This window comes from Amycolatopsis sulphurea, from assembly GCF_002564045.1.
GTDB classification, from domain to species: Bacteria; Actinomycetota; Actinomycetes; order Mycobacteriales; family Pseudonocardiaceae; genus Amycolatopsis; species Amycolatopsis sulphurea.
The window spans coordinates 430421-453761 of the sequence record NZ_PDJK01000002.1; the positions used below are offsets into that span (position 1 = coordinate 430421).

Here is a 23341-nt window from a genome sequence, read left to right on the forward strand (position 1 = left end):
TCCGGTGGGCCCGAAGGAGTGGTCGTGGCAGGCAAGGCGATCGAGAAGCGCCCCCAGGTCGACCCGCGCGACGAACCGTCCGCGGAGTGGGGCTGGCACGGCTCGTTCCCGAAGGCCACCCGCATCGCGGGCTGGGTCAGCGCGCTCATCCTGCTGCTGATGCTCAAGGGCAACCACGAGAACAACACCGAGAACGTGTGGCTGATCGGGCTGGCCGCGTTCCTGGTACTGATGCTGCTGCTCGATCTGCGCCGCCGCCGCACCGCCTGGCGGAAGTAGCCTGCGAAGCCGGGCTGGCGCGGTGAGTGTCGGCCCGGTTACTTTGGCAGGCCATGAAATCTCGCAGGCCAGTGAGTCATGACTGTGCAGTCGGCGAGACGGAGAAGCCGCGAAACCTTCGGGCGCCACGCACGACCGACCTTGCGTTGCGGATGCATGCCGATCCGACCGATGGGAACCGGAAGACGGCGCATTTCTCCTGGAAACGGAAGCTGGCCGACCCCGATGTGCGGCTGGCTGATCCCTCGGCGCTCGGTGGATGCGGCGTACCTGAGCGGCACGACCGGATCGCCACGTTTGACTGGCCCAAGAGCGGGCGGCCGCGGCCTCTTCGAGAGGAATGGCAGTGACCACCGCCCCCTGATCCCCGGTCGCCGCACCGAACCCGATACCGGTGCGGCGACCGGGCCTTATTCAGGCAGCGCCCTTGAGGTGCGTTACCACTGCTTCGGCGGTCTTCTGCGCGCTCCTGCACGCGTGGGCCTTGTTCTGCCCGATGTTGATGCTGGTGATCACGGTAAAGGCGAGTTGGTCGGTGATGCCGACCCAGAGGCTGCAACTGCCGGACAAGCGACCGTCCTGGATGTCGGCGAAGACCCCGGGATACCCGTTCACCGTGACCGGCTCGAAATAGGCGGACTTCGCCTTCTTCGCGTAGATGTCGCTGATCCCACCCTTGTTCTGCGGCACCGCACCCACACTCACTCCGTTCTCCCGGATCTCACCGCTCCACGCGCACAGATCCAGGAGCCCCTTCGTGATCCTGCCCGGCGGCTTCAAGCCAAGGCCCGTCACCTGAGCGTCGGTTAACGCGCTACACGGGTTGCTCAGCAGCTCCTGCGCCTGTAGCGGAGCAGGCACCTTCAGCGACGGATCCACCGACGATGAAGATCCACCAGGCGCCGAAGAAGACAGGGACGAGCTGCTGCCGGCCGAGCCACCACCTCGGCCACAGGCAACAAGGAACGCCACGGCAACAAACGCCAGGCCCGCCACGGCACCGGCGCGGCGAGAGCGAGACCAGTTTGCACGCACTCAGTACTCTCCCTTCTCCTTGACAGAGTCGGCGGCTTCCTGCTCCGCCACTGTGATCTTGTTCTTCGCGGCCTTCAGCGCCGTGATGAACTTCATGCTGTAGTCCACCATCGCTTGGTGCTCGGCCAGCAGCGACTGCCCCGACGGCTCGGCACCGTTGTTGATGAAGACGTGGCTCGCTACCTCATCTGCCGGCGCCGTCACGTTGGCGACAGCCCTCGCCTGCCCGAGATCGTCTCGCAGGCCGACGAGTAGGTCTTCCCACTGCTTGATGACCCCGCCCGCTTCCTCCGCGTTGAACACGTAACCCCCGCCAGGGCCGTACCCGTCAACCTGGATCGGCGGCACCGGCGGCAACGCGGCCTTCGGCTGCTCCGGCTGCGGTTGTTCTCCGGTCATGGCTCGTAAGCCCCCCTCACTGCATCGCCCCACCACCCTGACAGGGCAAGATCAACAGCTCGGATGCTAACGCACCGCGTCTGGTTCCTTCCAGAAGCGAGACAACGCGCTGTTCGCCGCCAGGGTGTAACCAACCAGACGACCGTATTTAGGCTGGTCGCCCAGTCCAACGGCGCCGCTGACCGGGGCCGCCGACTGTGTCACAGCCCGAGCCCGGCCACCGCGTTGTCCGAATCATCGTGCACTCCTTCGCCCACATCCCGGCGCAGTATTCGGTGCTGGGCAAGGTGATCCACGGTATGGACGGGATCGACCGGATGGTCGCCGCCGGGATCGTCCCCGCCGACCCGACCGGCCCGCTCGATGGCGCCCCGGCCCATCCGGTGAAGATCCGGCGGGCCGCCCTCGGCCGCTGAACGCCCGCGAGCACGAAAAAGGCCGTCCGGACGAATCCAGGACGGCCTTCTCGTCACCGATCGCTCTGGGGAGCGACCAGCTCGCTCGGCCCACCGCCGGATTCCCCGGCCACCGCGGCCAGTTCCTCACCGACGGACTCGGCCGGTTTCTTCTTCGGGTTCGAGGTCAGCAGGGACGCGATCGCGCCGATCAGGCAGACCACGATGGCGAAGCCGAAAGCGACCGCGAGACCGTCCTGGAACGGACCGGAGATCAGGTTCGGGAAGAAGCTGCGGCCGGTGAGGAACGAGGCCTGGTCCGGCGGCAGGCTGCCCAGGTGGCCGCCGAGCAGCTGCTGGATCGGGTTGTAGCCGAGGAACGCGGCGAACAGCACGGCGACCGCGGGCAGATGCGCGATCTGGCCGGCCGGGCCGGCGGCCACGCCGTGCGAGGTGAGGCCCTGCTCCATCGCCGAGGGCAGGCTGCTCGACAGCCCGGCGATGATCAGGCTGAAGAAGAAGCCGATGGACAAGACCATCGCCGCGTTTTGGAAAGTCGTCATCATGCCTGCGCCGGAGCCCCGCGAGTCGGCGGGCAGGCTGTTCATCACCTCGGCCCGGTTCGGTGAGGAGAACATGCCCATGCCGATCCCGTTGACCAGCAGGATGCCCGCGAACGCCCAGTAATCGAAGTTCACCGGCAGCAGGATCAGCAGCAGGAAGGTGACCGCGGTGATGACCAGGCCGCTCGACGCCAGCGCGCGGCTGCCGATGCGGTCGGAGAGCACGCCGGAGGTCGGCGCGGACACCAGGAAGCCGATCGTCATGGGCAGCATGTAGATCCCGGCCCACAGCGGCGTCTGCTCGAAGGTGTAGCCGTGCTGCGGCAGCCAGATGCCCTGCAGCCAGATGATCAGGATGAACTGCAGGCCGCCCCGGCCGAGCGAGGCGGTCAGGTTGGCCAGGTTGCCCCAGCTGAACGAGCGAATCCGGAACAGCGAAAGCCGGAACAGCGGGTTGGGCACCTTCGTCTCGATCACCACGAAGCCGATCAGCACCGCGATCCCGCCGATCAGGCAGGACAGCACCATCGGGCTGCCCCAGCCGGTGGCCGAGCTGCCGTAGGGCTGGATGCCGTAGGTGATGCCCACCAGCACCGCGATCAGCCCGACCGCGAAGGTGAGGTTGCCCCACCAGTCCATTTTCGCGTGCTTGCGCACCCCGGTGTCGTGCAGCTTGAGGTAGGCCCAGACGGTGCCGATCACCCCGATCGGCACCGAGACCAGGAAGACCAGGTTCCAGTCGATCGGCGCCAGCACCCCGCCGATCACCAGCCCGAGGAACGAGCCCGCGATCGCCGCCACGCCGTTCATGCCGAGCGCGAGACCACGCTGGTTGGCCGGGAAAGCGTCGGTGAGGATGGCCGAGGAGTTGGCCATCAGGAAGGCGCCGCCGACACCCTGCACGATCCGCCAGCCGATCAGCCACAGCGCGGCCGCGGGCCCGTCGAGCCAGGTGACGGCCAGCATGATCGAGGACACCGTGAACACCAGGAATCCGAGGTTGTACATCCTGGCGCGGCCGTACATGTCCCCCAGCCGCCCGAACGCCACCACCAGTACCGCGGTGACCACGAGGAAGCCCATGATCATCCACAGCAGGTAGCCGGTGTTCGACGGCTCCAGCGGGTTGATCCCGATGCCCTTGAAGATGTCCGGCAGGGCGATCAGCACGATCGACGAGTTGATGGTCGCGATCAGCATGCCCAGCGTCGTGTTGGACAGCGCGATCCACTTGTACCGCGGACCGAGTTCCGCGATCGAATAAGTCCGGCGCTCCGCCACAGTCGAAGACCTCTCTCCCAACGTTCCCTTAGCTAGGCTAAGCAAGTTGCTTGCGTTAGACAAGCAACCTTTCGAAACTGTTGCGAGACGCGGATCACAATCGCTTGACTGTCCTTTGTGGATTGTTTACTTCCGCTCGCTCGACCGACGAGCAGGGCCCCGTCACCCTGCCCGAGCGCAGGATGACGGGGCCCCGGTCCGGGACGGCTCACTCAGGCGGCGAGAGTGCCGTACACGATGATGTTGTCCAGGTAGCTGTGCTTCTCCGGATCGAACGTGCCACCGCAGGTGATCAACCGGATCTGCGCGTCGCTGGTGTTCCCGTACACCGCTTCGGTGGGGAACGTCTTCTTCGCGATCTGGTCCACCTTGGTGACGGTGAACGTGGCCTTCGACCCGTCCTTGCGCCCGACCACCACCTGGTCGCCCTTCTTCATCTCGTGCAGCCGCCAGAAGATGCCCTTCTGGTGGTTGCCGTCGATGTGCCCGAGCACGACCGCGGGGCCGGCCTCACCGGGCGTCGGGCCGAAGCGGTACCAGCCCGCCTGCAGCGGCTGGTCGACCGGCGGGACCTGCACCGTCTTGTCCTCGTTGAGCCCGAGCGGGACCAGCGACGAATGCGCGTCGATGCTCGGCACGTCGATCGACACCGGCTCCGATTTGACCAAGCTCGCGGCCGCCGCGGGTGCGGCCTCCGGGGCGGGGTCGGAGGAGCCACAGCCGAGCAGGGCGAAGTTGGCGACCAGCGCCAGCAACAGGGCGAACAGCCCGAACCGGGCCCGCCGCCGTGGGCGGGCACCGGTGGTTGCGGGCTGCGTCACCGGGCGTTCCCCGCGGCCTCCGAACCGTCACCGGTCTCCGGCGCACCGGCGGGCACCACGCTCACCTGGGCGGGACCACCCGCGGGCGGCTGGGTGTTGGTGTTCCCGCCACCGGGGTGACCCGGCTGCGACGGCTGACCGGGGCGGGTCGGCTGGCTCGGCTTGGTCGGCTCGCTGGGCTTGGTCGGCTTCGTCGGCTCGGTCGGCTCGCCGCCGCCGGTGACCTTGGCGCAGGTGGACGAGGCGAGCACGATGTCACCGCTGCCGAGCGCACCGGTCACCTGGCCGCCGAGCAGCTTCAGGTGCAGCGCGTTCACGGTGAGGCTGCCGTCCGGGTGCTTGATCTGCTCGTTCACGATGACCTGCAGCACCTCCGGCACGCCGATCTTCTGGTTCGGCGGGGTGCCGAGTTCCAGGTTGCCGATCTTGCCGAGGTCGAGGCCGACCAGCTTCGAGGTGCCGGTCACGCCCTGCGGAGTGGACTTGCACTCGGAGCTGATCACGCCGGTCTTCGGCGTGCTGCCGGCGAGCCCGGCGAGCAGCGGGATCGTGGCGTCCACGATGGCGGCCTTCGCGGTGACCGGCCCGTGGGGCCCGTCCTGCTCGGCCGAGCTGGTGATCGCCTTGGCGGTGATGACGCCCTTGAGCGGGACGTCCACCACGTCGGCGGAGTGCTTGCCCGAGGTGGAGGACGCGGCCAGCTTGCCGGTCTCCACGGCGATTCCCTTGCCCCCCAGCACCCCGGGCAGCAGAGAAATCGCAGCGGAGGCACCGTAAGCCGATCCGGCCGGCGCCTCGTCGGCCATCGCCGAGGGGGTGACGGTGGCAAGCAGGGCCAGTGCGGGGACGGCGACCGCAACGGTCCGTCCACGCAGCAGGGCAGAACGCATGAATTGTCCTTCCGAACACAGGATAATGAAGCCTTCCGCGGATCCCCGAATCCGCGCGTGATCGACTGCAACTGTCGACCACTCGGCGAGAAGACGACATTATCAAGAGGGGCCGGGAACGCAAACCAAGATCATCCCGAGGCCGCTGCGGCACCCTTCGGATCAGTGATCGCGGCACGGAATTCGACCCCGAAAGAGTTATGTAACGCACCCTTCTCGTCCGAGTGACTATCACGCTGTGCGACCACATACCGCGGCAATCTTCCCAGGACTGCCCTACAGGCAACTCTTATGGGTGATCCTACGATGGGTTTCACCCGTACACCCAACGTGATGTGACCGATACCTCTCCCACCTTCGGCAGGGCGCCCGGGAATTCATCCCGGCATCTCCGGACATGAGGTCGGCAATTGTCCACAATGGAGCTGCGGATTCGCGGACGCGGGCACCCGGCAGCGGCCTGGTCAGGAGGAGGAGTCATTTTCCGGAGGTCCGGGATGCTCGATATGGTCGGTCTTCTCCCCGTTCGCTTCGGCACCCGGATCCGGCCACTGCGGGGCGGATTCCCCGGTGTCCGGCTCGACCGACGCCGATGGTCGCGCGAGAGCACCCGGCGGGAGAGGCTGCGGAGCCTCGCTCGGACCTTCCTGCGCCTCTGCTCGCGATACTTCGACCGCACTGCCCGGCTCCCCCGGGGGCGCGACCGGCTGTGCAGAGTCCTGTCCCGGGCTATCGCCGAGCAGTTCCGGATCCAGTGTTGAGAACGTGGAATGGAGTTCCTGGGCCGCCGCCGTCTTACCGGCCGCTCGCAGGCCGTCGACAACCCGGTCCACGAACAGCTCCCGCTCCGGGCTTCCGGATTCCAGCCCGGCGAGGCCGACCATCTCCTCGACGACGTCGGACAGCGAACGCGGCGGCGCCACATCCTCCGGCACGGATCCGCCGGAGAAGTCCGCCTCGAACATCGACATGTCCCCACCGGAGGGCAGGCTCCGCTGCGCAGGCGGCGTCCACTGGTTGTTCGCGGCCCCGGCGAGATTCGCCAGCGTCGGAATGTCCTGCACCACGGTCTGCACATCGTTCTCGTGCCGCGAAAGCCACCAGACGACGGCACTGCCGGTATCACGCAGGACGTCCTCCCCTAGGTAGCGGCGCTTGTCCTGCTCGCGATGGCGCTGGTAGTCCCAGACCTCGGCGTCCTTCCTGGTCCGGGCGAACATCTCGAGCCGCTCCCGATCGGCAGGCTCCAGCTCGAGCCGGACCCCGGCCGCGGACGCCTCGACCGCCCCGGTCCGGTCCAGCCGGGGTTGCCCGAGCAGGCTGTCCAGCCGATGCCGGACCTGCTGGTGATCGAGCGGATGCTCCGCGGCGGTCACGTCCTTCGCCTGAGCCACGATGGCCTCGATCGCCAGCGCGGCGGGATTCCCGTGCACCGGCTGAGGCACGTCCGGCCGGAACCGCCAGTACACCGTCGCCGAGAAGACGAACCGGTAGTCCGGCTGAGCACTGGGCAGCGCCGTCACCGGGACCGAAGTCTGCTGATGCCGGACCGGCTCGGGAGCCGGCGGCGGTGGCTGGACGGTCAGCCGCTGCGCCGACATCCGGATGTCCAGCTCTCGCTCGTACTCCAGCCGTGCCCGGATCCGCCGGTAGACCACGCCGGGAATCACCGGCAGGGGCACCGCGAACAGCAGCCAGAGCGGCCAGCCGAAGACAAGACCGCAGATCACCGGCACACCGGCGCACAGGAACACCGCGGCGCCCAGCATGGACTTGTCGGACGAGTTCATTTCTTTCCTTTCAGACCGGGTCACCGGGAGCGCCACCCCTGTGCCTCGTCGATACAACGCCGGACGACGCCGGCCACACGCATGCATTCGGTACGATCGGTGCCACTCATCGCCCAGTCCCGCGCGATGACGAAAACAGTGGCAAGAGTCCGTGGCTCATCTCTTACCGAACCCACCATTACCCGGACAAGTACCGGCACTTGTGAATTTTCCACCTTGGTGCAGCCGGCCAGCCATTCCTGGAGATACTCTCGCCATTCCGGCCCGTACGGAGCCCGCAGGGTTCTGCGCCACAACCGTCCGGCACACCGTTGCACGACCGGATCGGCCGAGTAGTGACGTCCCCGGGAGTCGGAGACCATCTGCATTTCGGGATGGAGCACGCGTCGGATCAAGTCGTCCTCGGCCTGCCCGCCGGCACGCCGGCCGTCATCGACCAGCCACCACAACAGGCGGCGATAGATTCTCAGGTTCGACCGCAGCAGGCCCAGCAGTTTCTCCACCGCAACGACATCCACGTGATCACGGCGGCGCTGCGTCAGCCAGCGAAGTCTCGTGAGTGCCTGCTCCGGATAGGCCGGCGCCACTGTGGACACACACAAGTCGGCGATGACACCGGCCAGCTCTTTCGGAAGGTCTGGCGATTTTGCCCATTCGTAAAACTTCCCGCGAAAAGTCCGGCCGTGTCGGGCATGCTCCAGACCGGCGCGCAGGACCACCGCAGCCGATTCGGCTCCTCGCCGGTCTGCGCACCACTGCTCGGCCAGGCTGAGGAGATGCCTCGGCCGATCCGCGGCAAGGCATTGCTCGGCCGTACGCCCGGCGAGGACCAACTGGGACCGCTGCTCGAGATCGGAAAAGGTCCGCGCCACCCACTCGCGAAGAATCTCGTGCAGATGCGGGTTCTCTTCCCAGAAGTACCCCGCCACCGCGCGGCCGTATCCGAATTTCTGAAAGAAGACCAACCCGCGCTCACCCACCTGCAGATGGGTCTCCTTCAGCATCGAATAGAACGAATTTCTCTCCAGCACCGGAGTTTCATTTCCCGGATGTGCCACGATTTTCAAGAGAGTTTCGGCGGCCTCGAAGACAACGTTCCGATGTTCACCTTCGAGCATGGCGGCCGCGAAGGCGAGAGCCCGTACTGCGCCATTCGCGCACTTGCCCAGCTCCTTCCGAACCGAATCCTGCTGGTCGAAAACCGCGCTCAGCGCATCCTGCAGCAGCGTGCGCAGATCCGACGACCCGGTCCGCCACTCGGCCAGCCCCCGGACCGCCTCGGCGAACCGGGCCAGCTTGTCCATGCTCGCCCCGGCAAGGTGCTTCTGAAAGCCTCCCGGCTCCGGCAACCGACCACGAAAGACGACATCACTGGCGGCGAGATGCCGCTGCAGGACGATACGCCAGTCAGGGCGGCCGAGCGATACGGTGTATTGACGGCTTTCGTCCCGCTCGACCTGAGTCTCCAGCGATGGGTTCAGGATCACGACGAGTTTCGCCGACCTGACTTCCCCGACTTTGGCTCGCAGATTCGCCGCGGACCTCCGGAAACCTCCGTACCGGTCCCGGTCCACCTGCGACAGATCCAGCAACAGCAGGTCACCGTCGGCCACTTCGTCCGATCGGAACTCGTCGGACGGGTCCTCCGAGGAGACGATCCGGAACAGATGTCCTGCATCGGCATACAGCCGCAGCAGCATCTTCGCCGCAGTACGCCGCCCGGTACCGGGCTGCCCTTCGAGAAGCACCACGCCGTACTTGTCGAGGGCACTCTGCGCCTGCGCGAACCCCCGCGGCGGCTCGTAGCGACGGTACAGCCACCCCAGATCCGATTCGTCCACCTGATCGAACGCCCGCCGGCGTTCCCCGGTACCGGTGAAGTTGATCTGTACCGTTCGCGCGCCGCCGGCACCGGCGCCGAATGACTGGGTACCGGCGGTCAACGCCGCGATTCCCCGCCCAGGCCGCCCTCGACGGGCCCGCCATTCGGCAGATTGAGGAAGGTGCCCGACCCGGTATTGGCCGGCCCGGTGAACTTCGAACCGCCGAACACGTCTCCGTGGTAAGAGTTCTGGTGGTGGCCGCCCTGGTACCGGTCTCCGAGGTCGACGTGGACCGCACCGCCGGACACGGCGCCCACCGCGGCGCCCCGCCCGCTGTCGCGCACGTCGCTGCGCACCGACCCGCGGTCGACCTCCTCTTCCGCGGACTTGGTGCGGTCCCTCAGGTTCGGCACGAACTGGAGCAGGTCGAGCGCGATCTGCTCCAGCGATGCCTCCGACTCCGGGTCGCGATAGGTCCGATAGTGGAGATTCGCCAGCACGGCCAGCCGTTTCGGCAGCTGATCCATGGGCAACGGGCACGGCGCGCCTTCGTCGAGGATCGGGATCACCCGCACTCCGTGTTCGAGGGCCAGGACCAGCTCCCGGTGAATCCAGTCCTGGGGGTCGTCGATCCGGCGCCGGCCCGCGGCATCAGCGGCCGTCAGCCAGCGGGCACCGATGACGCACAGCAGCACCTTGCTGCCCCACACACCGTTCTCCAGCACCTCGGGGAAAGAGGCACCAGCCGGGATGGAACGGTGGTCCCGGAACACATATTCGTCACCGAATCGATGACACAGGTCGCGATCGATGATCGTGGCCAGCTTCTCGCCATCTCCGGTGCGATAGTTCATGAAAATTTCAGGCATGAAAAAAATAGACCTTCCACTGATTGACACAAAATAAACCGACCGAGAAGAAGTTTAATGCGTTGCGCTCAGCTGACGGGTCAGCTGCGGGTATACCTCCTGCACTGCGCGGGTACGAAGGTGCCGGGAAAAGATTCTCTTCAGCCGCAGCAGGTCCTGCGCGACGGTCGCCGATCCGACGATTTCCGCCGGTCCCAGCAATTCGGACACCAGCGCACAGGCCTGCTCGATTTCGTTCAGCTGCGCATAGGCCAACGCCCTGCGCGCACCATACCGTGCTCTCGTACGCAATGCGTCCGCCGGCACTGATTCGAGCTGGCGGTCGAGAACCACCGCAGCCTCCCGCGGACGGCCGAGATCGAGCAGGCACCAGCCGACGGCCATTGCCGCCGGATCGTCGAGATTCGTCGTACCCAGCACGGGCGACGACCATTCCCCTTCTTCCGCCGGCGCGATCAACAGCGGCCGCGCCCGGTCCAGCGCGCGCATGCAGGTGTCGTAGTCACCGGCCAGGGCATGGCCCTGAGCCTCGTGCTGCGCGGCGAATCCGAGGATTCGAGCCGGCACGGCCCCGCGTTGCGCCTGCTGGGCAAGGCCGATCGCCTCGGCCGCGTCGTCCCGGTAAAGCGAGATCAGCGCACGCCGGGTCAGCGCGTAGCTGGCGAAATGCCGGTCCCCGCCCGAGGCCGCCATTTCCACTGCTCGATCGGTCCACCAGAGCGCGCCTCGTTCGTCCCCGGCTTCCTGGGTCATCCACCCGGCGAACTCGGCGAATCGGGAGGCGAGGCGGAACAGCTGTCCGGACTCGTCGGCGCCGGCCTGCCCGGTCAGCGCGCGCACCGTGTGGGTCTGCGCGACGAGCGTCGGGAGCACCACTCCCGGGCTCGCCGTCTGCCCGAGTTTCCGAATCTGGTCGAACTGCCGACGGAACGCAACTGCGGCGGTGCCTTCCACCGACCGCACTCGCGCGGGCACGCCCATGCTGAATCCGGCCGCGGCACCCAGCGCGAGTGCCTCTCGCCGGCCCATCGGCCGGAACCAGCCTGCTCCGTCTCCGGTCAAGTTCATCATCCACGCCTCTCCGTCATCGGCGACCTCGACCGGGCGCGGACGGGCTTCCGTCGCGCCGGCGAGAGCGGCAAGCCTTCCTCCGGCATCCAGCTCGGCGTCGCAGCGGCGAGCGAATTCGGGCTGCGCATGCTTCAGCCCGTTCTCGATCTTGCTCAGATGCCCCTTGCTGTAGTGCACTGCGGTGGCGAAATCCGCGAGCGAAATACCTGCTCGCGTTCGCCACCGCCGAAGCTCGATGCCGAACTGCACGTCGTCGCCTGCCACTGATTCCTCCCCGTTGCCTGTTGCCCGTCGCTGAGGCCGTCCGGAAAGCCTTCGTTTCCTTTCCGGACGGCGGCACGCTGAACAGTGCAGCACACCGGCAGCCGGTACCGGAAACCAAGATCTCCGATTTACAACGGATGGAGCCATGCTATGAGCGCAGTTCGGCACGTGCGGCAGGAAACGACGCGAATGGGGCACACGCGGCGACCGGCCGCCATCGTGGTCCTCGTCCTCAAGACCCTTCTCGAACTGCTCGCCGGCCTCTCGGGAGCACAACCGGACTGGTTGGGCGTACTCGTCTGGTGCTTGTCCCTGGCCGGCGAGATCCTGCGATACCACGGCCGTTCCACACCTGTGCACGATGCCTGTCACAACGACGATTCTGCAGGTAGCAGTCTTCCTGAAGGAAACCGAAACGGACGGTTTCCCGGTGCCGGGCAAAGAGGAAACAGGAAACCCTGGGCGCACCTGGGCTGAAATGCATGCGCGCTGGACGCGGCACCGGCCACTTCACCGTTGCCGCGGGGCTCGGCCCAGGGTGCCGGCAAAGTCGGTGTGAGGGGCCATGCGCAGACTGCGGAGGTCTGTGAAGGGGCCCTTCACGGACTCTGAGTCTGTGAAGGGCCCCTTCACGGATGGCAGAGTGCGGCCCCGGGCGGCGGCGGACAGAGCGGATTTCGACGCGGCCGCCCGCAGCTGCATGCGCATCCGGTCGTAGGACGGGTCGCCCGCGGACAGTTTCAGGTCCAGCAGGGCGGCGGCAAAGCGTGCGGCGGGTCCGGCGTTGACGTCCGGCACCGTGTGCCGCCGTCCCCGCCGGGCCGGGGCGCGGGAGGTTCGCCTGCGCCACCCGTGCTGTCCGGGGTACGCCCCGGCTCGCCCATGCTGCCTCCAGTGGGTCGTCTCCGCTCACTGGAGCGTGCCAGATGTCCCGGGCCACCGGCCGTTCAGTTCGGCGCGATCAGAGGGAGCAGCCCTTCTGGATCCGCTTCACGGTGTGGTCGACACCGATGTGGAACTTCTTCTTGCCGCTGGTGCCGCCGTTGGTGGTCATGCACTCGACGCTCAGCGCGCCGCCGCCGGTGGTGTCCTCCAGCACGATGCCCGCGGACACCTTGTGCGAACAGTGGTTGTTGAAGTAGACGGTGACGTTGGTGATGCCGTCACCCCACGAGTAGTTCGCCTTGGCGTTCTTCGGCGAGCTGCAGGCGATGCTCGCGGTGTGCTTGGCCTGCGTGCTCATCGTGCCCGCGGTCGCGGCCGGCGCGGTGGCGCCGACCAGCGCGATGCCCAGCGCGGAAGCGGTCAGCAGGGTCTTGCCCATCTTCATGGCCCGATGTCCCCTCAGACGTTTCGGATTGCGGTCGTCCCGGCCGGCCCGGTGTCCCCATCCCAGCCGCCGGAGAGCGCTGTCCTCAAGAGATCGCCGTCCATGGTCAAATGGCCACGAAGTTCGCACAGGTCAGCGAATTGTCCAGGGTTCAGTCAGACGGTCCGCGAAGTGTCAGGACGACGCGTAAGACGTGTTCGACCGCCGAAGCGAACATCGCGCCGCGCAGCTCCCCGCGAGTGGCGAGGTTGCGCGCCGCGAAGTCGAGCATGTGCTGCGGCCCGGCCCGGCGGACCACGAGCGCGGCGACCTCTTCGAGTTCGAGATCCGGATTGTCCATCCGTGCGAAGGAGAACTCGATGAGGAGTTCTTCGTCGGTCATACCGTCTCCCGTGACCACGCTTCCCAGCGTAGCCAGATCCGGCCGGCTGGATCCGGCTACCCGGCCACGATCCGGGCTACCTCGCGTACGGCAGCGGCGAGCAGCTCCTCGTCGTCACCCTGTCCCAGCCGGACCACGACCAGCTCGTGCTCGGGCAGGACGAACAGGCGCTGCCCGTACATTCCGGAGGCCAGCGCGGTCCGCTCCGGCATACCGCCTTCGTACACCGGGCGCCCGAGCCAGCAGAAGCCGCCGCCGTAGATCCCCTCATCGTCGGCTTCCGCCGGGGTGAGGATGTAGTCCAGCCACCCTTCGGGCAGCAGCCGTCCACCCTGCCAGACGCCGTCGTCGAGCACGAACTGGCCGAACCTCGCCCAATCCAGCGCCGTGGCCAGGCACACGCCGGAGAGCAGAAAGTTCCCGGCGGCGTCCGAGCCGAGCAGCACGCTGTCCATCCCCAGCGGGTCGAATAGCAGCCGCCACGGCACGTCGACCGGCTCCGCCAGCCCGGCGGCCGCGGCCACCCGGACCGCGATGCCCGCGCTGAGCAGCGGATCGCTGTTCTGGTAAGCACATCGTGCGCCCGGCGGGGCGAGCAGGCCGAGCCCGGACATGTCGCGCCAGACGTCGTCCGGCCCGGCGTAGACGCCGAAATGCCGGTCGCCGTGGGCCCACGCGGTGGCCCCGGGCGGGCAATCGAGCCCGCTGCTCATGGCGAGCAGGTGGCGCAGCGTGATGCCGGACCGCGCGTCGTGCGCCCACTCGGGCACCGGGGCCGGCCGGTCCAGCTCCAGCAGCCCCTCGTGCACGAGCCGCCCGGCCAGTACCCCGGCCACGCTCTTCGTTGCCGACCAGCCGTTGTGCCGCATTTCGCGGGGAAACCCGGGCGCGTAGCTTTCCGCGACGAGTTTCCCCCGGTGCGCCACCACGGCCGCCCGGCCCAGCCCGTCGGAGGTGAGCCGATCGAGCAGCGCCCTGATCCGGCTCACCGCACCGGCAGGCAGATGCCCTGCGTCCGGCTCGTCTCCGAGAGGCCACGGCCTGCCGATTTCCCGTTGGGACACTTCGGGTTCCGGCGCACGCACGAGGGGCTCGGCGGCGCCGGGCGGGAGCACCTGCAGCCCGTAACGGCCCGTTCCGCACCGCAGTGCGCTCAAGCTCGCTGTCCGCACGCAGCGTGATCCGTTGCGAATCATGGGAAATGCTGACGCGGTCCCAGTCCAGCGGCGCCGCCGGGCCGGTCGCTTCGAGCAGCTCCGTGAACGCCGGTTCGGGCAGATCCTCGGACAGCACCGCCTCGGCCGGACGTCCTTGGCCCAGCACGCCCATCGCCAGCCGGAGAGCGTGGAAGCCCAGCCATTTCCGCTCCGCGTCCGCGGCGAGGCGAACGGGCCGGATCAGGGACGGTTGCGCGCTGTCGGGCCGGTGCATTTCGTCCCCTCGCGCGTCCGGCGGCTGATACGGGTCAGCGGGCCGCGAGCCAAGGCGCCAGCAGGGCTTCCAGGTCCGCGTCCGAAACCGCGCCCGGCCCGCCGTGGAACTCGTGCCACCGCGCGGCATCGCGGGCCGCGTAGAAGTCGACCTCGAAAGCGCGCATCAGCACGTACATGAAGCTCACCGCATTGAACCGCTCCCCCAGCAGCTCCCTGGCCGCGCGGGCGATGTCGACGGCGCACCGCTCGGCGTCGCCGGTCAGTTTCAATTCCTCGGCCGCCGGATCAAGCAGGCTCGGCGCAGACAACACGGTTCATGACTCCAAGACTCGAAACGAACAATCAGCCTTCGGCCGCCAGCTGCCCGCAGGCGGCCGCGATGTCCTGACCCCGGGTGTCGCGCACCGTGCACGCCACCCCGCCGGCGTTGACCAGGCGCACGAATTCCCGCTCCACCGGCTTCGGCGAGGCGTCCCACTTCGAACCCGGCGTGGGGTTGAGCGGGATCACGTTCACGTGCACCAGTTGCCCCAGGTGCTTACGCAACCGCTTCGCCAGCAGCTCCGCACGCCACGGCTGGTCGTTGATGTCGCGGATCAGCGCGTACTCGATCGACACCCGGCGACCGGAAGTGTCGGCGTAGTACCGGGCGGCGGAGAGCACCTCGTCGACCGACCACCGCTCGTTCACCGGCACCAGCGTGTCGCGCAGCTCGTCGTCCGGGGTGTGCAGCGACACCGCCAGCCGCACCTGCATCTTCTCGTCCGCCAGCTTCCGGATCGCCGGGGCGAGGCCGACCGTCGACACGGTCACCGAACGCTGCCCGATACCCAGCCCGCCCGGCGCGGGATCGGTGATCCGGCGCACCGCGGCCACCACCCGCTTGTAGTTCGCGAGCGGCTCACCCATCCCCATGAAGACGATGTTCGACAGCCGCCCCGGACCACCCGGCAGCGCGCCGTCGCGCATCACCGCGGCGGCCGAGCGGACCTGGTCGACGATCTCCGCGGTGGACAGGTTGCGGTCGAGCCCGCCCTGGCCGGTCGCGCAGAACGGGCAGGCCATCCCGCAGCCCGCCTGGCTGGAGATGCACAGCGTGGCGCGGTCGGGATAGCGCATCAGAACGCTTTCCAGCAGCGTGCCGTCGTGGGCGCGCCAGAGCGTCTTGCGGGTCGCGCCGCCGTCCGCGGCCAGCGCGCGCACCTCGGTCAGCAGCGGCGGCATCAGCTCGGCCACCAGCCGCTCCCGCGCGGCGGCGGGGATGTCGGTCATCTCGGCCGGATCGACGGTCAGCCGCGAGAAGTAGTGGTTCGACAGCTGCTTGGCGCGGAACGGTTTCTCCCCCAGCCCGGCGACGGCTTCGGCCCGCTCCGCGACCGTGAGGTCGGCGAGATGGCGCGGCGGGAGGCCGCGCTTGGGCGCATCGAAAACAAGCGGGAGGGCAGTCATGACCGATCCAGTATCTCACACCACGCGAGCGCGCCGACCCACCCGGTGCCCGGCCCACCCCTGAATGCCCGGGTTCAGGGGTGGGACCCACCGGACGCCCGCGATAGCGTCCCCGGCGTCGTCACGTCCCGGGGGTGGAATCGATGCGTTCCAGAACGACTGTCCTGCTCCTGCTCGGCACCCCGCCCGCCGCGTCCGCGGGCGGGGGAACGATCGCGGTGCCCGGCCTGAACCGGCCGGTCGAGCTGCTGGTCGATGAAGTGCCGCACGTCTACGCGGCCGAGACCGCCGACCTGTTCTTCGCGCAGGGTTTCACCGTCGCCCGCGACCGGCTCTTCCAGCTCGACACCTGGCGCCGCCGCGGTCTCCGGCAGCTCAGCGAGGTGCTCGGACCGTCCTATGTGGAGCAAGACCAGGCGGCCCGGCTGTTCCTCTACCGCGGCGATCTGGAGGCCGAATGGGCCTCCACGGGCCGGAAGCGAAGCTCGCCGCCACCCGGTTCGCCGAAGGCATCAACGGGCTAGGTGGGACAGGGCGGCGATGCGCGACAAGCTGATCCTGGGCACGCTGCCACTCGCTTTCCGTGACGTGGCCGGGAAACTCGGCGACGATCCGGGGAAATGGCGCTGGGGCGGCCTGCAGTACGCGCAGTTCGACCACCCGCTCGGCAGCCCCAGCGTGGAGCCGACGCCGATGGGCGGCGACTACGCGACCGTCCACCCGTCGTTCTTCCATCCGCTGACCTATCATCGGCGCGACCTTCAAGATGGCCCTGGACGTCGGCGACTGGGACGCGTCACGGGCGATCAACGCCCCCGGGCAGTCCGGCGACCCGCGCAACCCGCATTACCGCGATCTTCACGACCGCTGGGCCGGCGGCGGTTCGTTCCCCCTGCTGTCCAGCCGACCCGCGGTGGAACGGCATCTGGAGACCCGGATCCGGCACGACCACCTCGCCGGTACCGGGGCTCAGGACGCGAGATTCCCCAATCGCCGCAGGGTCTCCTCGCGGCCGAGCGCCTGCGTGATCGAGTGCAGGTCCGGGCTGCGGGTGGAGCCGGTGATCGCGATCCGGATGATCTGCGAGGCCTCGCGGATCGAGCCGGGGTAGGCGTCCGGATCCTTCTTGTACTCCTTGGCATTGCGGGCGAATCCGTGCTTCGCGGCGACGTCGCGGATCTGCTGGAACCATTCCTGGCCGTCGTCCAGCTGACGATAGGCGCCCACGAAATCGGCCGCGACCGCACGCACCACGTCCGGGGCGACGCCGAGCGCGGCGATCCGCTCGTCGTCCGGACCGGTCACCGGCTGGTGCAGCTCCGGGAAGAAGAACCCGTAGACGGCGCGGAAATCGCTCCACTTCTTCAGATCCTTACGCGGGTTCTCGGCGCCTTCGCGCTCCACGGCGAGCGCGCGCAGCGCCAGCTCACGCGACGACTCCAGCAGCTCGCGCAGCTGCGGGTCGAACTGCTGCGCCCACTCCTGCACCGCTGCGAGGATCTCCGCGCCGGACATGGTCGCAACGTAGTCGGCCGAGATGTCGTCGAGCTTCACCAGGTCCACGAGAGGGCCGGCGACACCGCACTCGTCGAGGTCGATGGGCGCTTCGAGCGCCTGATCGAGCGGCAGCTCGGCGAGCCGGCCGTTGGCCAGGCCGCGCAGGTAGTACAGCACCGCGCGCACCGGGAAGCCGGACTCAAGGTAGAAGTCGACCGACGCTTCGGGGTCCTTGCGCTTCGACAGCTTCCGCTTGCTGCCGCCTTCCTGCTTCATCAGCGGCGCGACGTGCGCGTACTGGATCGGCTCGAAGCCCAGCGCGCCGAACAGCTGCTGATGCACTGGCACCGAGGAGATCCACTCGTCCCCGCGGATGACGAGGTTCACGCGCATTAGGTGATCGTCGACAGCGTGCGCGAAGTGGTACGTCGGCAGCCGCGGGCTCTGGTCGGAGCTCTTGAGGATCACCACGTCGTTGCGGTTGGCCTCGGCCTCGATGGTGCCGCGGATCGCGTCCGTGAAGCGCACGCGCGCACCAGTGTCGTCCGGCGCGCGGAAGCGAACCACCCACGGCTCACCCGCGTCGAGCTTCGCCTGTACGTCGGCAGCTTCGGCGTCACGCCAGATCGCCCACGAGCCGTAGTAGCCGGTGGGCAGCTTCGTCGCCTGCTGACGCGCGGTGATGGACGCCAGCTCGTCCTTCGTCGCGAAGTCGATGTACGCACGGCCTTCGCGGAGCAGCTGCCGGACGTAGGTGAGGTAGATCTGCTCGCGCTCGGACTGACGGTACGGCCCATACTCGCCGCCGCGCGCCGAGTCCTCGTCGGCAGTCAGGCCGAAGTACGCGAAGCCACGCGCGAACTGATCCAGCGCGCCCTCGACCTCGCGTGACTGGTCGGTGTCCTCCACCCGCACCAGGTACCGGCCGCCGGAGTGCCGGGCCACGTCCTGGTCGATCGTGGCCGTGTAGATGCCGCCGATGTGCACGAAGCCGGTGGGCGACGGGCCGAACCGGGTCACCTTCGCGCCGTCGGGCAGCTGCCGGGCCGGGTAGCGCTGCTCCCAGTGCTCCGGTTCGGGCAGATCCGCGGGGAACAGGGCGTCGATGACCGAACGGTCCAGCATCGGAGGTCGAATCTCCCAGGTCGTCGGGGTGGTTCAGGGTGCCTGCTGAGTATCTCCGACCGCCGTTTCCGATGGTCGGTCAGGTCCGCCGGTTGCGTGACGACCGTTTCCGATATATCGTGAACGTGTCGCAACCGTTCTAAGAAAGGATTCCGATCATGAGGAACCGACGACACTCCTTCCCTGGCGGCCACGACCACGGCGAACGCGGCAGGCCCGCGTTCGGTCCGTGGGGCCGCGAATTCGGCGAGTTCGCCTTCGGCCCCGGCCGCGGGCGGCATGGACACGGCCCAGGCCGTGGACCCGGCTCCCGGCGCGGCCGGCGCGGCGACGTCCGGGCGGCGATCCTGGCCCTGCTGGCGGAGCAGCCGCGGCACGGCTACGAGATCATCCGCGAGATCGGCGAACGCAGTGGCGGGCTGTGGAAGCCCAGCCCGGGCTCGATTTACCCGACGCTGCAGATGCTGGCTGACGAAGGCCTGGTGGTGAGCCGCGACGAAAGCGGCAAGAAGCTGTTCGAGCTCACCGAAGATGGCCGCACAGCCGCGGAGCAGCAGACCGGCACCCCGCCGTGGGAGCACTTCGCCGACGACGTCGCCCCGGCCGAGGCCGAACTGCGCAAATCCGCGGCCACCCTCGCGGCCGCCGTGGTGCAGGTGATGCGGGCCGGCAGCACGGGTCAGCAGGCCCGCTCGGTCGACGTGCTCAACGAGGCACGCCGTTCGCTCTACTCGATCCTCGGCGAGGTCGAGGACGAGCCCGGCGCATCGGGCGAGGCGGCCGAGTGACCCGGCAGGACGAGGCCGGTGGGCTTGTCGCGGCAGTGCACGCGATACCCCACCGGCACCGTCACCTCACCCGCCCCCGGATTCATCCGGCGGACATCGCCGATCGCCCGGCTCGCCACCTTCGCACTGAACTCGATCTTCAGCACTGACTCCGCGGCCGCGAGGTCCGCGAACCGCCAGCGGGTGGCGACGCGGCGGCAGCCGAAGCCCTGCGCCGCGAAGAACCGTTCCACCGCGGGCGGATCGTAGTGCGGCAGGTCCGCGCGCATCCACCCGCCGTAGGGCTCACTGGTCACGTCGAGGTCGACGATCAGGATCGACCCACCCGGCCGCAGCACCCGTTCCGCCTCACGCAATCCCGGCTCACAACCCGGGCCGAAGAAGTAGGCCGTACGCGCGTGCACCACGTCGACGCTCGCGTCGCCGGCCGGCAGCCGCTGCGCCCGTCCCTTCCGCACTTGCACGTTCCCAAGCTGCCGCACCCGTCGCCCCGCGTCCCGCGCGAGTGGCGGGTGCGGTTCGACGCCGAGCACGGAACGCGCGTCACGGGCGAAGAACGGCAAGTGATAGCCGTCGCCGCAACCGAGGTCGAGGACGTCGCGGCCGGTCCAGTCGGCTTCCTCGCGCAAGACTCGCCAGATCTCGCCGTCCACGTCCTGCGCGCGGTTCTCCACCTCGTAAGCCTGCTGGTAGTACCAGATGTTCGGGCTCGGCAGCACCTCCGCCGCACCGGGACGGACCTGGGACAACCAGCGCACAAGCGACTCCATGATCACGGGCCGGCGGCGGTTCGGCCGGAATTTCCCCGCTCAGAGCGTAGAACGCGGGGCGGGCGAATAGACTTTGCCCATCGGGAGGAGGCCAGGATGTCCGTTGATTCGCCCGGTTATCGCACGATCCCGACAGGTCTGCCCTGCTGGGTCGAGCTGGCCTGTTACGACGAAGCCGCCACGCAGCGCTTCTACTCCGGCGTCTTCGGCTGGCGGTACGAGGTGCACCGTGATCCGGCGACGCCGACCGGCAGATATTCGATCTCCTCCCTCGATGGCGTTCCCACCGGTGGTCTGTACCAGGCCGGGACGCATTCGGCGCCCGGCTGGACGCTGCACATCTCGGTGCCGCACACGGCGAACGCGGCCGAGTGGGTGGAGCATCTCGGCGGCGAGGTGACCCTCGGCCCGGTCGCGATCCCGAAGCGTGGCAGCATCCTGCACGCGATCGACGCGTGCGGCGCGCCGATCGTGTTCTGGGAGGCGCCGCACGACTGGGAGTTCGCCAGCGGAGCACCGGGCACCTTCAGCGGCGCGGACCTCAACACCCATGACGGGGTCGCCGCGGATCACTTCTACACCAAGCTGTTCAGCTACTCGTGCCGGCAGGTCGGCGACGGGGACAGCATCGACTACGCGGAGTACCTGATCGACCGGGAGCCGGTGCTCTACCGGTACGTGATGGGCGCGGAGTACGAGCCGGACACTCCCCCGCACTGGTTGGTGTACTTCGAGATCTCCCCGGCCCGCGGGACGGACGCGGCCGCCGGGCAGGCGTTGATGCTCGGTGGTTCGGTGGTGCTGGAGCCCTACGACACCCCGTTCGGCCGCACCGCGCTGCTCGCTGATCCGGACGGTTCGGTGTTCGCGGTGATCGACCACTCCCGGGTCCTGCAGGGCGTCGGCCGCGCCGAGGTCGACGACCCGTACGACGACTGACGTCTCAGGCGGGGACGAACGCGGACAGCAGCAGCCAGGACACCACGGCCGAGGGCAGCAACGAGTCGAGACGGTCCATGATGCCGCCGTGCCCGGGCAGCAGCGTGCCCATGTCCTTGATGCCGAGGTCGCGTTTGATCAGCGATTCGACGAGGTCTCCGAGCGTCGCGGTGAGCACGATGGCGGCGCCGAAGATCGCACCCTGCCACGCGTGCCCGTGCAGCATCAGGCTGATCGTGAGCACGCCCGCGGCGATACCTGCGACCAGTGAACCGGCGAAGCCCTCCCAGGACTTCTTCGGGCTGATCGTGGGCGCCATCGGATGCTTGCCGCCAAGCACCCCGGCGATGTAGCCGCCGGTGTCGGAGGCGACGACGCCGATCAGGAACGCGAGCACCCGCCCGACACCGTCGTCCGGCGGCACGAGCATGGCCGCGAACGACGCGAACAACGGCAGGTAGGCGGCGGCGAATACAGACCCGGCGATGTCGCGCAGGTAGCCTTCGGCGCCGCCGGACAACCGCCAGAGCAGACAGGCCAGCACCGTCAGCACGAACGCGATGAGCGATCCTTCGTGCCCGAACGGCCAGGACAGCCAGATCATCGCCTGCCCGCCCACGAGCACCGGGATCAGCGCGATCCGGGTGTCCGCGACCCGGCGCAGCACGCCGGCGAACTCGAAGGTCCCGACCGCGATCGCCGCCGCGATCACCCCGATGAACAGGAACCGGACGGTGAGCAGGGACACGATGATCGCCGCACCGAGCAACAGCCCGACCCCGATGGCGGCGGGCAGATTCCGTCCGGCGCGCGACGCCTTTTTCTCCGGCACGGCGGATTCGGCGGGTCCGGCCTCGCCCCGGTCGCCGCCGTTTCCGGTCGCGGCGGTTTCTTCCCGGGTGGCTTCCGTCCGCCCGGGATCGGCTTTGGCGGAGTCTTTCCGGGTGGCCTTGCGCCGCGACTCACCAGCCGCCGGACCGTCGGGTGTGGCCTCGTCCCGCGCCGCGGCACCGCTCTCGGCGGTGTCCTCCGGACCGGATTCACCAGGGACGGAGCCGGTCACGTCCTTCCAACCGGCTTCGCCACGCGCGGGGCTGCCCTTGGCCGTGTACTTCCGGCCGGCTTCACCACGCTCGGGGCCACTCTCGGCCGTGCCGTTCCGACCAGCCTCAGATGCAGAGCCGCCCTCGGTCGCACCCTTCCGACCGGCTTCGCCACGCACGGAACCGCCCTTGGTCGCGTCCTTCCAACCGGCTTCACCACGCACGGGGCCACTCTCGGTCGTGCCCTTCCGACCAGCCTCACCACGCGCAGAGCCGCCCTCGGTCACGTCCTTCCAACCGGCCCCGGCTCGCCCGGATTCAGCACGCGAAGAACCGCCCCCGGACTTGCCGCCGGACTCGTCCCGGGCCAGACCGCCGTGGCCCGGCCGGGGCGATCCCGGCCCGGCCGGGGTTCCCCAGCCCGGCCGCGAGCCCGGTTCCGGCTCGGGTGCCGGAACCGGCGGCGGGGTGTCCGCCACCCGTTCCTCGCGTTCCTCGCTCACCTGGCTCATCAGACCTCGAGCAGCTCGGCTTCCTTGTGCTTGACCAGCTCGTCGACCTGGTGCACGTAGGTGTCGGTGAGATTCTGCAGCTCCTTCTCGGCGCGTGCGACCTCGTCCTCACCCGCCTCGCCGTCCTTGGCGATCCGGTCGAGCTCTTCCTTGGCCTTGCGGCGGATGCTGCGAATGCTCACCCGGCCGTCCTCGCCCTTGCCCTTGGCGACCTTCACCATCTCCTTGCGCCGCTCCTCGGTGAGCTGCGGGATGACGATGCGGATCACGTTGCCGTCGTTGCTCGGGTTGACGCCGAGGTCCGATTCGCGGATCGCCTTCTCGATGGCACCCAGCTGGGTCTGGTCGTAGGGCTTGATCAGCGCCATCCGCGCCTCCGGCACGTTGACGCTGGCCAGCTGGTTCAGCGGGGTCGGCGCGCCGTAGTACTCGACGACGATGCGCGAGAACATCGACGGGGTGGCCCGGCCGGTCCGTACCGCCGTGAGGTCCTCCTTGGCGACGGACACCGCTTTTTCCATCTTCTCCTCGGCGTCGAGGAGGGTCTCGTCGATCACGGCTACTCCCGGTGTTGTGATTGTCGAACCTGTGCT

Annotated in this window: 23 protein-coding genes and 1 pseudogene; 6 read left to right on the forward strand and 18 right to left on the reverse strand. The window is 68.4% G+C overall.

The window, feature by feature from the left end:
• Positions 1 to 24: 24 nt before the first annotated feature.
• Entirely contained in the window at positions 25 to 279 is a 255-nt protein-coding gene (locus ATK36_RS07990; protein ID WP_098510687.1) for a DUF2631 domain-containing protein, read from the forward strand.
• A gap of 414 nt (positions 280 to 693) precedes the next feature.
• Here the strand turns inward: ATK36_RS07990 and ATK36_RS07995 are convergent, their stop codons facing one another.
• Both ATK36_RS07995 and ATK36_RS08000 read right to left on the reverse strand, forming a co-directional pair.
• Positions 694 to 1314 (reverse strand): DUF3558 family protein, encoded by a 621-nt coding sequence (locus tag ATK36_RS07995; protein ID WP_098510688.1) that lies wholly within the window; start codon positions 1312 to 1314, stop codon positions 694 to 696.
• On the reverse strand, positions 1315 to 1713 hold the full coding sequence (locus tag ATK36_RS08000; RefSeq protein WP_245914511.1) for a hypothetical protein: 399 nt from the start codon (positions 1711 to 1713) through the stop codon (positions 1315 to 1317).
• A gap of 239 nt (positions 1714 to 1952) precedes the next feature.
• On the opposite strand from ATK36_RS08000, the gene ATK36_RS08005 reads away from it, so the two are divergent.
• The gene (locus ATK36_RS08005) at positions 1953 to 2129 is read left to right on the forward strand and encodes a hypothetical protein (protein ID WP_386999146.1); all 177 of its coding nucleotides are present in this window, start codon (positions 1953 to 1955) and stop codon (positions 2127 to 2129) included.
• A gap of 53 nt (positions 2130 to 2182) precedes the next feature.
• Here ATK36_RS08005 and ATK36_RS08010 read toward each other — a convergent pair whose 3' ends face one another.
• The 12 genes from ATK36_RS08010 to rlmN all read right to left on the reverse strand — a co-directional run bounded on the left by ATK36_RS08010 (position 2183) and on the right by rlmN (position 16074).
• Positions 2183 to 3952, reverse strand: coding sequence for an MFS transporter (locus tag ATK36_RS08010; protein ID WP_098510689.1), 1770 nt, complete (start codon positions 3950 to 3952; stop codon positions 2183 to 2185).
• 212 nt (positions 3953 to 4164) lie between these two features.
• The gene (locus ATK36_RS08015; RefSeq protein ID WP_098510690.1) at positions 4165 to 4773 is read right to left on the reverse strand and encodes a class F sortase; all 609 of its coding nucleotides are present in this window, start codon (positions 4771 to 4773) and stop codon (positions 4165 to 4167) included.
• Positions 4770 to 5663 carry a choice-of-anchor P family protein gene (locus ATK36_RS08020; protein ID WP_098510691.1) on the reverse strand — a complete coding sequence of 298 codons (894 nt, stop codon included), beginning with the start codon at positions 5661 to 5663 and terminating at the stop codon, positions 4770 to 4772. The genes ATK36_RS08015 and ATK36_RS08020 overlap by 4 nt, the downstream gene beginning before the upstream one ends.
• 464 nt (positions 5664 to 6127) lie before the next feature.
• Positions 6128 to 7453 carry a hypothetical protein gene (locus tag ATK36_RS08025; protein WP_098510692.1) on the reverse strand — a complete coding sequence of 442 codons (1326 nt, stop codon included), beginning with the start codon at positions 7451 to 7453 and terminating at the stop codon, positions 6128 to 6130.
• A 20-nt stretch (positions 7454 to 7473) separates the two neighbouring features.
• The gene (locus ATK36_RS08030) at positions 7474 to 9294 is read right to left on the reverse strand and encodes an nSTAND3 domain-containing NTPase (RefSeq protein WP_342752084.1); all 1821 of its coding nucleotides are present in this window, start codon (positions 9292 to 9294) and stop codon (positions 7474 to 7476) included.
• Positions 9295 to 9392: 98 nt separating this feature from the next.
• On the reverse strand, positions 9393 to 10145 hold the full coding sequence (locus ATK36_RS08035) for a TIR domain-containing protein (RefSeq protein ID WP_098510694.1): 753 nt from the start codon (positions 10143 to 10145) through the stop codon (positions 9393 to 9395).
• A gap of 54 nt (positions 10146 to 10199) precedes the next feature.
• On the reverse strand, positions 10200 to 11480 hold the full coding sequence (locus tag ATK36_RS08040; RefSeq protein ID WP_245914514.1) for a helix-turn-helix domain-containing protein: 1281 nt from the start codon (positions 11478 to 11480) through the stop codon (positions 10200 to 10202).
• A gap of 961 nt (positions 11481 to 12441) precedes the next feature.
• Positions 12442 to 12810: a hypothetical protein gene (locus ATK36_RS08050; protein WP_098510696.1), complete on the reverse strand. Its 369-nt coding sequence runs from the start codon at positions 12808 to 12810 to the stop codon at positions 12442 to 12444.
• Positions 12811 to 12961: 151 nt separating this feature from the next.
• Positions 12962 to 13192, reverse strand: a complete 231-nt coding sequence (locus tag ATK36_RS08055) for a hypothetical protein (protein WP_098510697.1) — start codon at positions 13190 to 13192, stop codon at positions 12962 to 12964.
• A gap of 56 nt (positions 13193 to 13248) precedes the next feature.
• Positions 13249 to 14349: a serine hydrolase domain-containing protein gene (locus tag ATK36_RS08060; RefSeq protein ID WP_170069658.1), complete on the reverse strand. Its 1101-nt coding sequence runs from the start codon at positions 14347 to 14349 to the stop codon at positions 13249 to 13251.
• 308 nt (positions 14350 to 14657) lie between these two features.
• Positions 14658 to 14936, reverse strand: coding sequence for a hypothetical protein (locus ATK36_RS08065; RefSeq protein ID WP_098510699.1), 279 nt, complete (start codon positions 14934 to 14936; stop codon positions 14658 to 14660).
• 31 nt (positions 14937 to 14967) lie between these two features.
• A complete protein-coding gene (gene rlmN / locus ATK36_RS08070) occupies positions 14968 to 16074 on the reverse strand; it encodes a dual-specificity RNA methyltransferase RlmN (RefSeq protein WP_098510700.1) in 1107 nt (368 codons plus the stop codon).
• A gap of 143 nt (positions 16075 to 16217) precedes the next feature.
• On the opposite strand from rlmN, the gene ATK36_RS08075 reads away from it, so the two are divergent.
• Entirely contained in the window at positions 16218 to 16598 is a 381-nt protein-coding gene (locus ATK36_RS08075) for a penicillin acylase family protein (RefSeq protein WP_245914516.1), read from the forward strand.
• 16 nt (positions 16599 to 16614) lie between these two features.
• Positions 16615 to 16933: pseudogene (locus ATK36_RS32830) on the forward strand (penicillin acylase family protein); the annotation flags it as partial.
• 110 nt (positions 16934 to 17043) lie between these two features.
• Here ATK36_RS32830 and ATK36_RS08085 read toward each other — a convergent pair.
• Complete coding sequence (locus tag ATK36_RS08085) at positions 17044 to 18696, reverse strand: glutamate--tRNA ligase (RefSeq protein ID WP_098510701.1); 1653 nt, start codon at positions 18694 to 18696, stop codon at positions 17044 to 17046.
• Positions 18697 to 18854: 158 nt separating this feature from the next.
• On the opposite strand from ATK36_RS08085, the gene ATK36_RS08090 reads away from it, so the two are divergent.
• Positions 18855 to 19484 carry a PadR family transcriptional regulator gene (locus ATK36_RS08090; RefSeq protein WP_098510702.1) on the forward strand — a complete coding sequence of 210 codons (630 nt, stop codon included), beginning with the start codon at positions 18855 to 18857 and terminating at the stop codon, positions 19482 to 19484.
• On the opposite strand, the gene ATK36_RS08095 is transcribed toward ATK36_RS08090, so the two are convergent.
• On the reverse strand, positions 19424 to 20242 hold the full coding sequence (locus ATK36_RS08095; protein WP_245914518.1) for a class I SAM-dependent methyltransferase: 819 nt from the start codon (positions 20240 to 20242) through the stop codon (positions 19424 to 19426). The genes ATK36_RS08090 and ATK36_RS08095 overlap by 61 nt on opposite strands.
• Before the next feature lie 108 nt (positions 20243 to 20350).
• Here ATK36_RS08095 and ATK36_RS08100 point away from each other — a divergent pair, with 108 nt between their 5' ends.
• On the forward strand, positions 20351 to 21193 hold the full coding sequence (locus ATK36_RS08100; RefSeq protein ID WP_098510703.1) for a VOC family protein: 843 nt from the start codon (positions 20351 to 20353) through the stop codon (positions 21191 to 21193).
• 4 nt (positions 21194 to 21197) lie between these two features.
• On the opposite strand, the gene ATK36_RS33380 is transcribed toward ATK36_RS08100, so the two are convergent.
• A complete protein-coding gene (locus tag ATK36_RS33380; protein ID WP_245915347.1) occupies positions 21198 to 22025 on the reverse strand; it encodes a phosphatidate cytidylyltransferase in 828 nt (275 codons plus the stop codon).
• A gap of 722 nt (positions 22026 to 22747) precedes the next feature.
• Entirely contained in the window at positions 22748 to 23305 is a 558-nt protein-coding gene (frr, locus tag ATK36_RS08110; protein WP_098510705.1) for a ribosome recycling factor, read from the reverse strand.
• Between the last annotated feature and the right edge of the window lie 36 nt (positions 23306 to 23341).

Bases quoted from the DNA above. Each gene is read 5' to 3' on its own strand.
- ATK36_RS08050 (WP_098510696.1), bottom strand. From the start codon at position 12,810: ATGAAGATGGGCAAGACCCTGCTGACCGCTTCCGCGCTGGGCATCGCG.
- ATK36_RS08055 (WP_098510697.1), bottom strand. From the start codon at position 13,192: ATGACCGACGAAGAACTCCTCATCGAGTTCTCCTTCGCACGGATGGAC.
- ATK36_RS08085 (WP_098510701.1), bottom strand. From the start codon at position 18,696: ATGCTGGACCGTTCGGTCATCGACGCCCTGTTCCCCGCGGATCTGCCC.
- ATK36_RS08075 (WP_245914516.1), top strand. From the start codon at position 16,218: ATGCGTTCCAGAACGACTGTCCTGCTCCTGCTCGGCACCCCGCCCGCC.
- ATK36_RS08090 (WP_098510702.1), top strand. From the start codon at position 18,855: ATGAGGAACCGACGACACTCCTTCCCTGGCGGCCACGACCACGGCGAA.
- rlmN (WP_098510700.1), bottom strand. From the start codon at position 16,074: ATGACTGCCCTCCCGCTTGTTTTCGATGCGCCCAAGCGCGGCCTCCCG.
- ATK36_RS08025 (WP_098510692.1), bottom strand. From the start codon at position 7,453: ATGAACTCGTCCGACAAGTCCATGCTGGGCGCCGCGGTGTTCCTGTGC.
- ATK36_RS08035 (WP_098510694.1), bottom strand. From the start codon at position 10,145: ATGCCTGAAATTTTCATGAACTATCGCACCGGAGATGGCGAGAAGCTG.
- ATK36_RS08020 (WP_098510691.1), bottom strand. From the start codon at position 5,663: ATGCGTTCTGCCCTGCTGCGTGGACGGACCGTTGCGGTCGCCGTCCCC.
- ATK36_RS08100 (WP_098510703.1), top strand. From the start codon at position 20,351: ATGTCCGTTGATTCGCCCGGTTATCGCACGATCCCGACAGGTCTGCCC.
- ATK36_RS08000 (WP_245914511.1), bottom strand. From the start codon at position 1,713: ATGACCGGAGAACAACCGCAGCCGGAGCAGCCGAAGGCCGCGTTGCCG.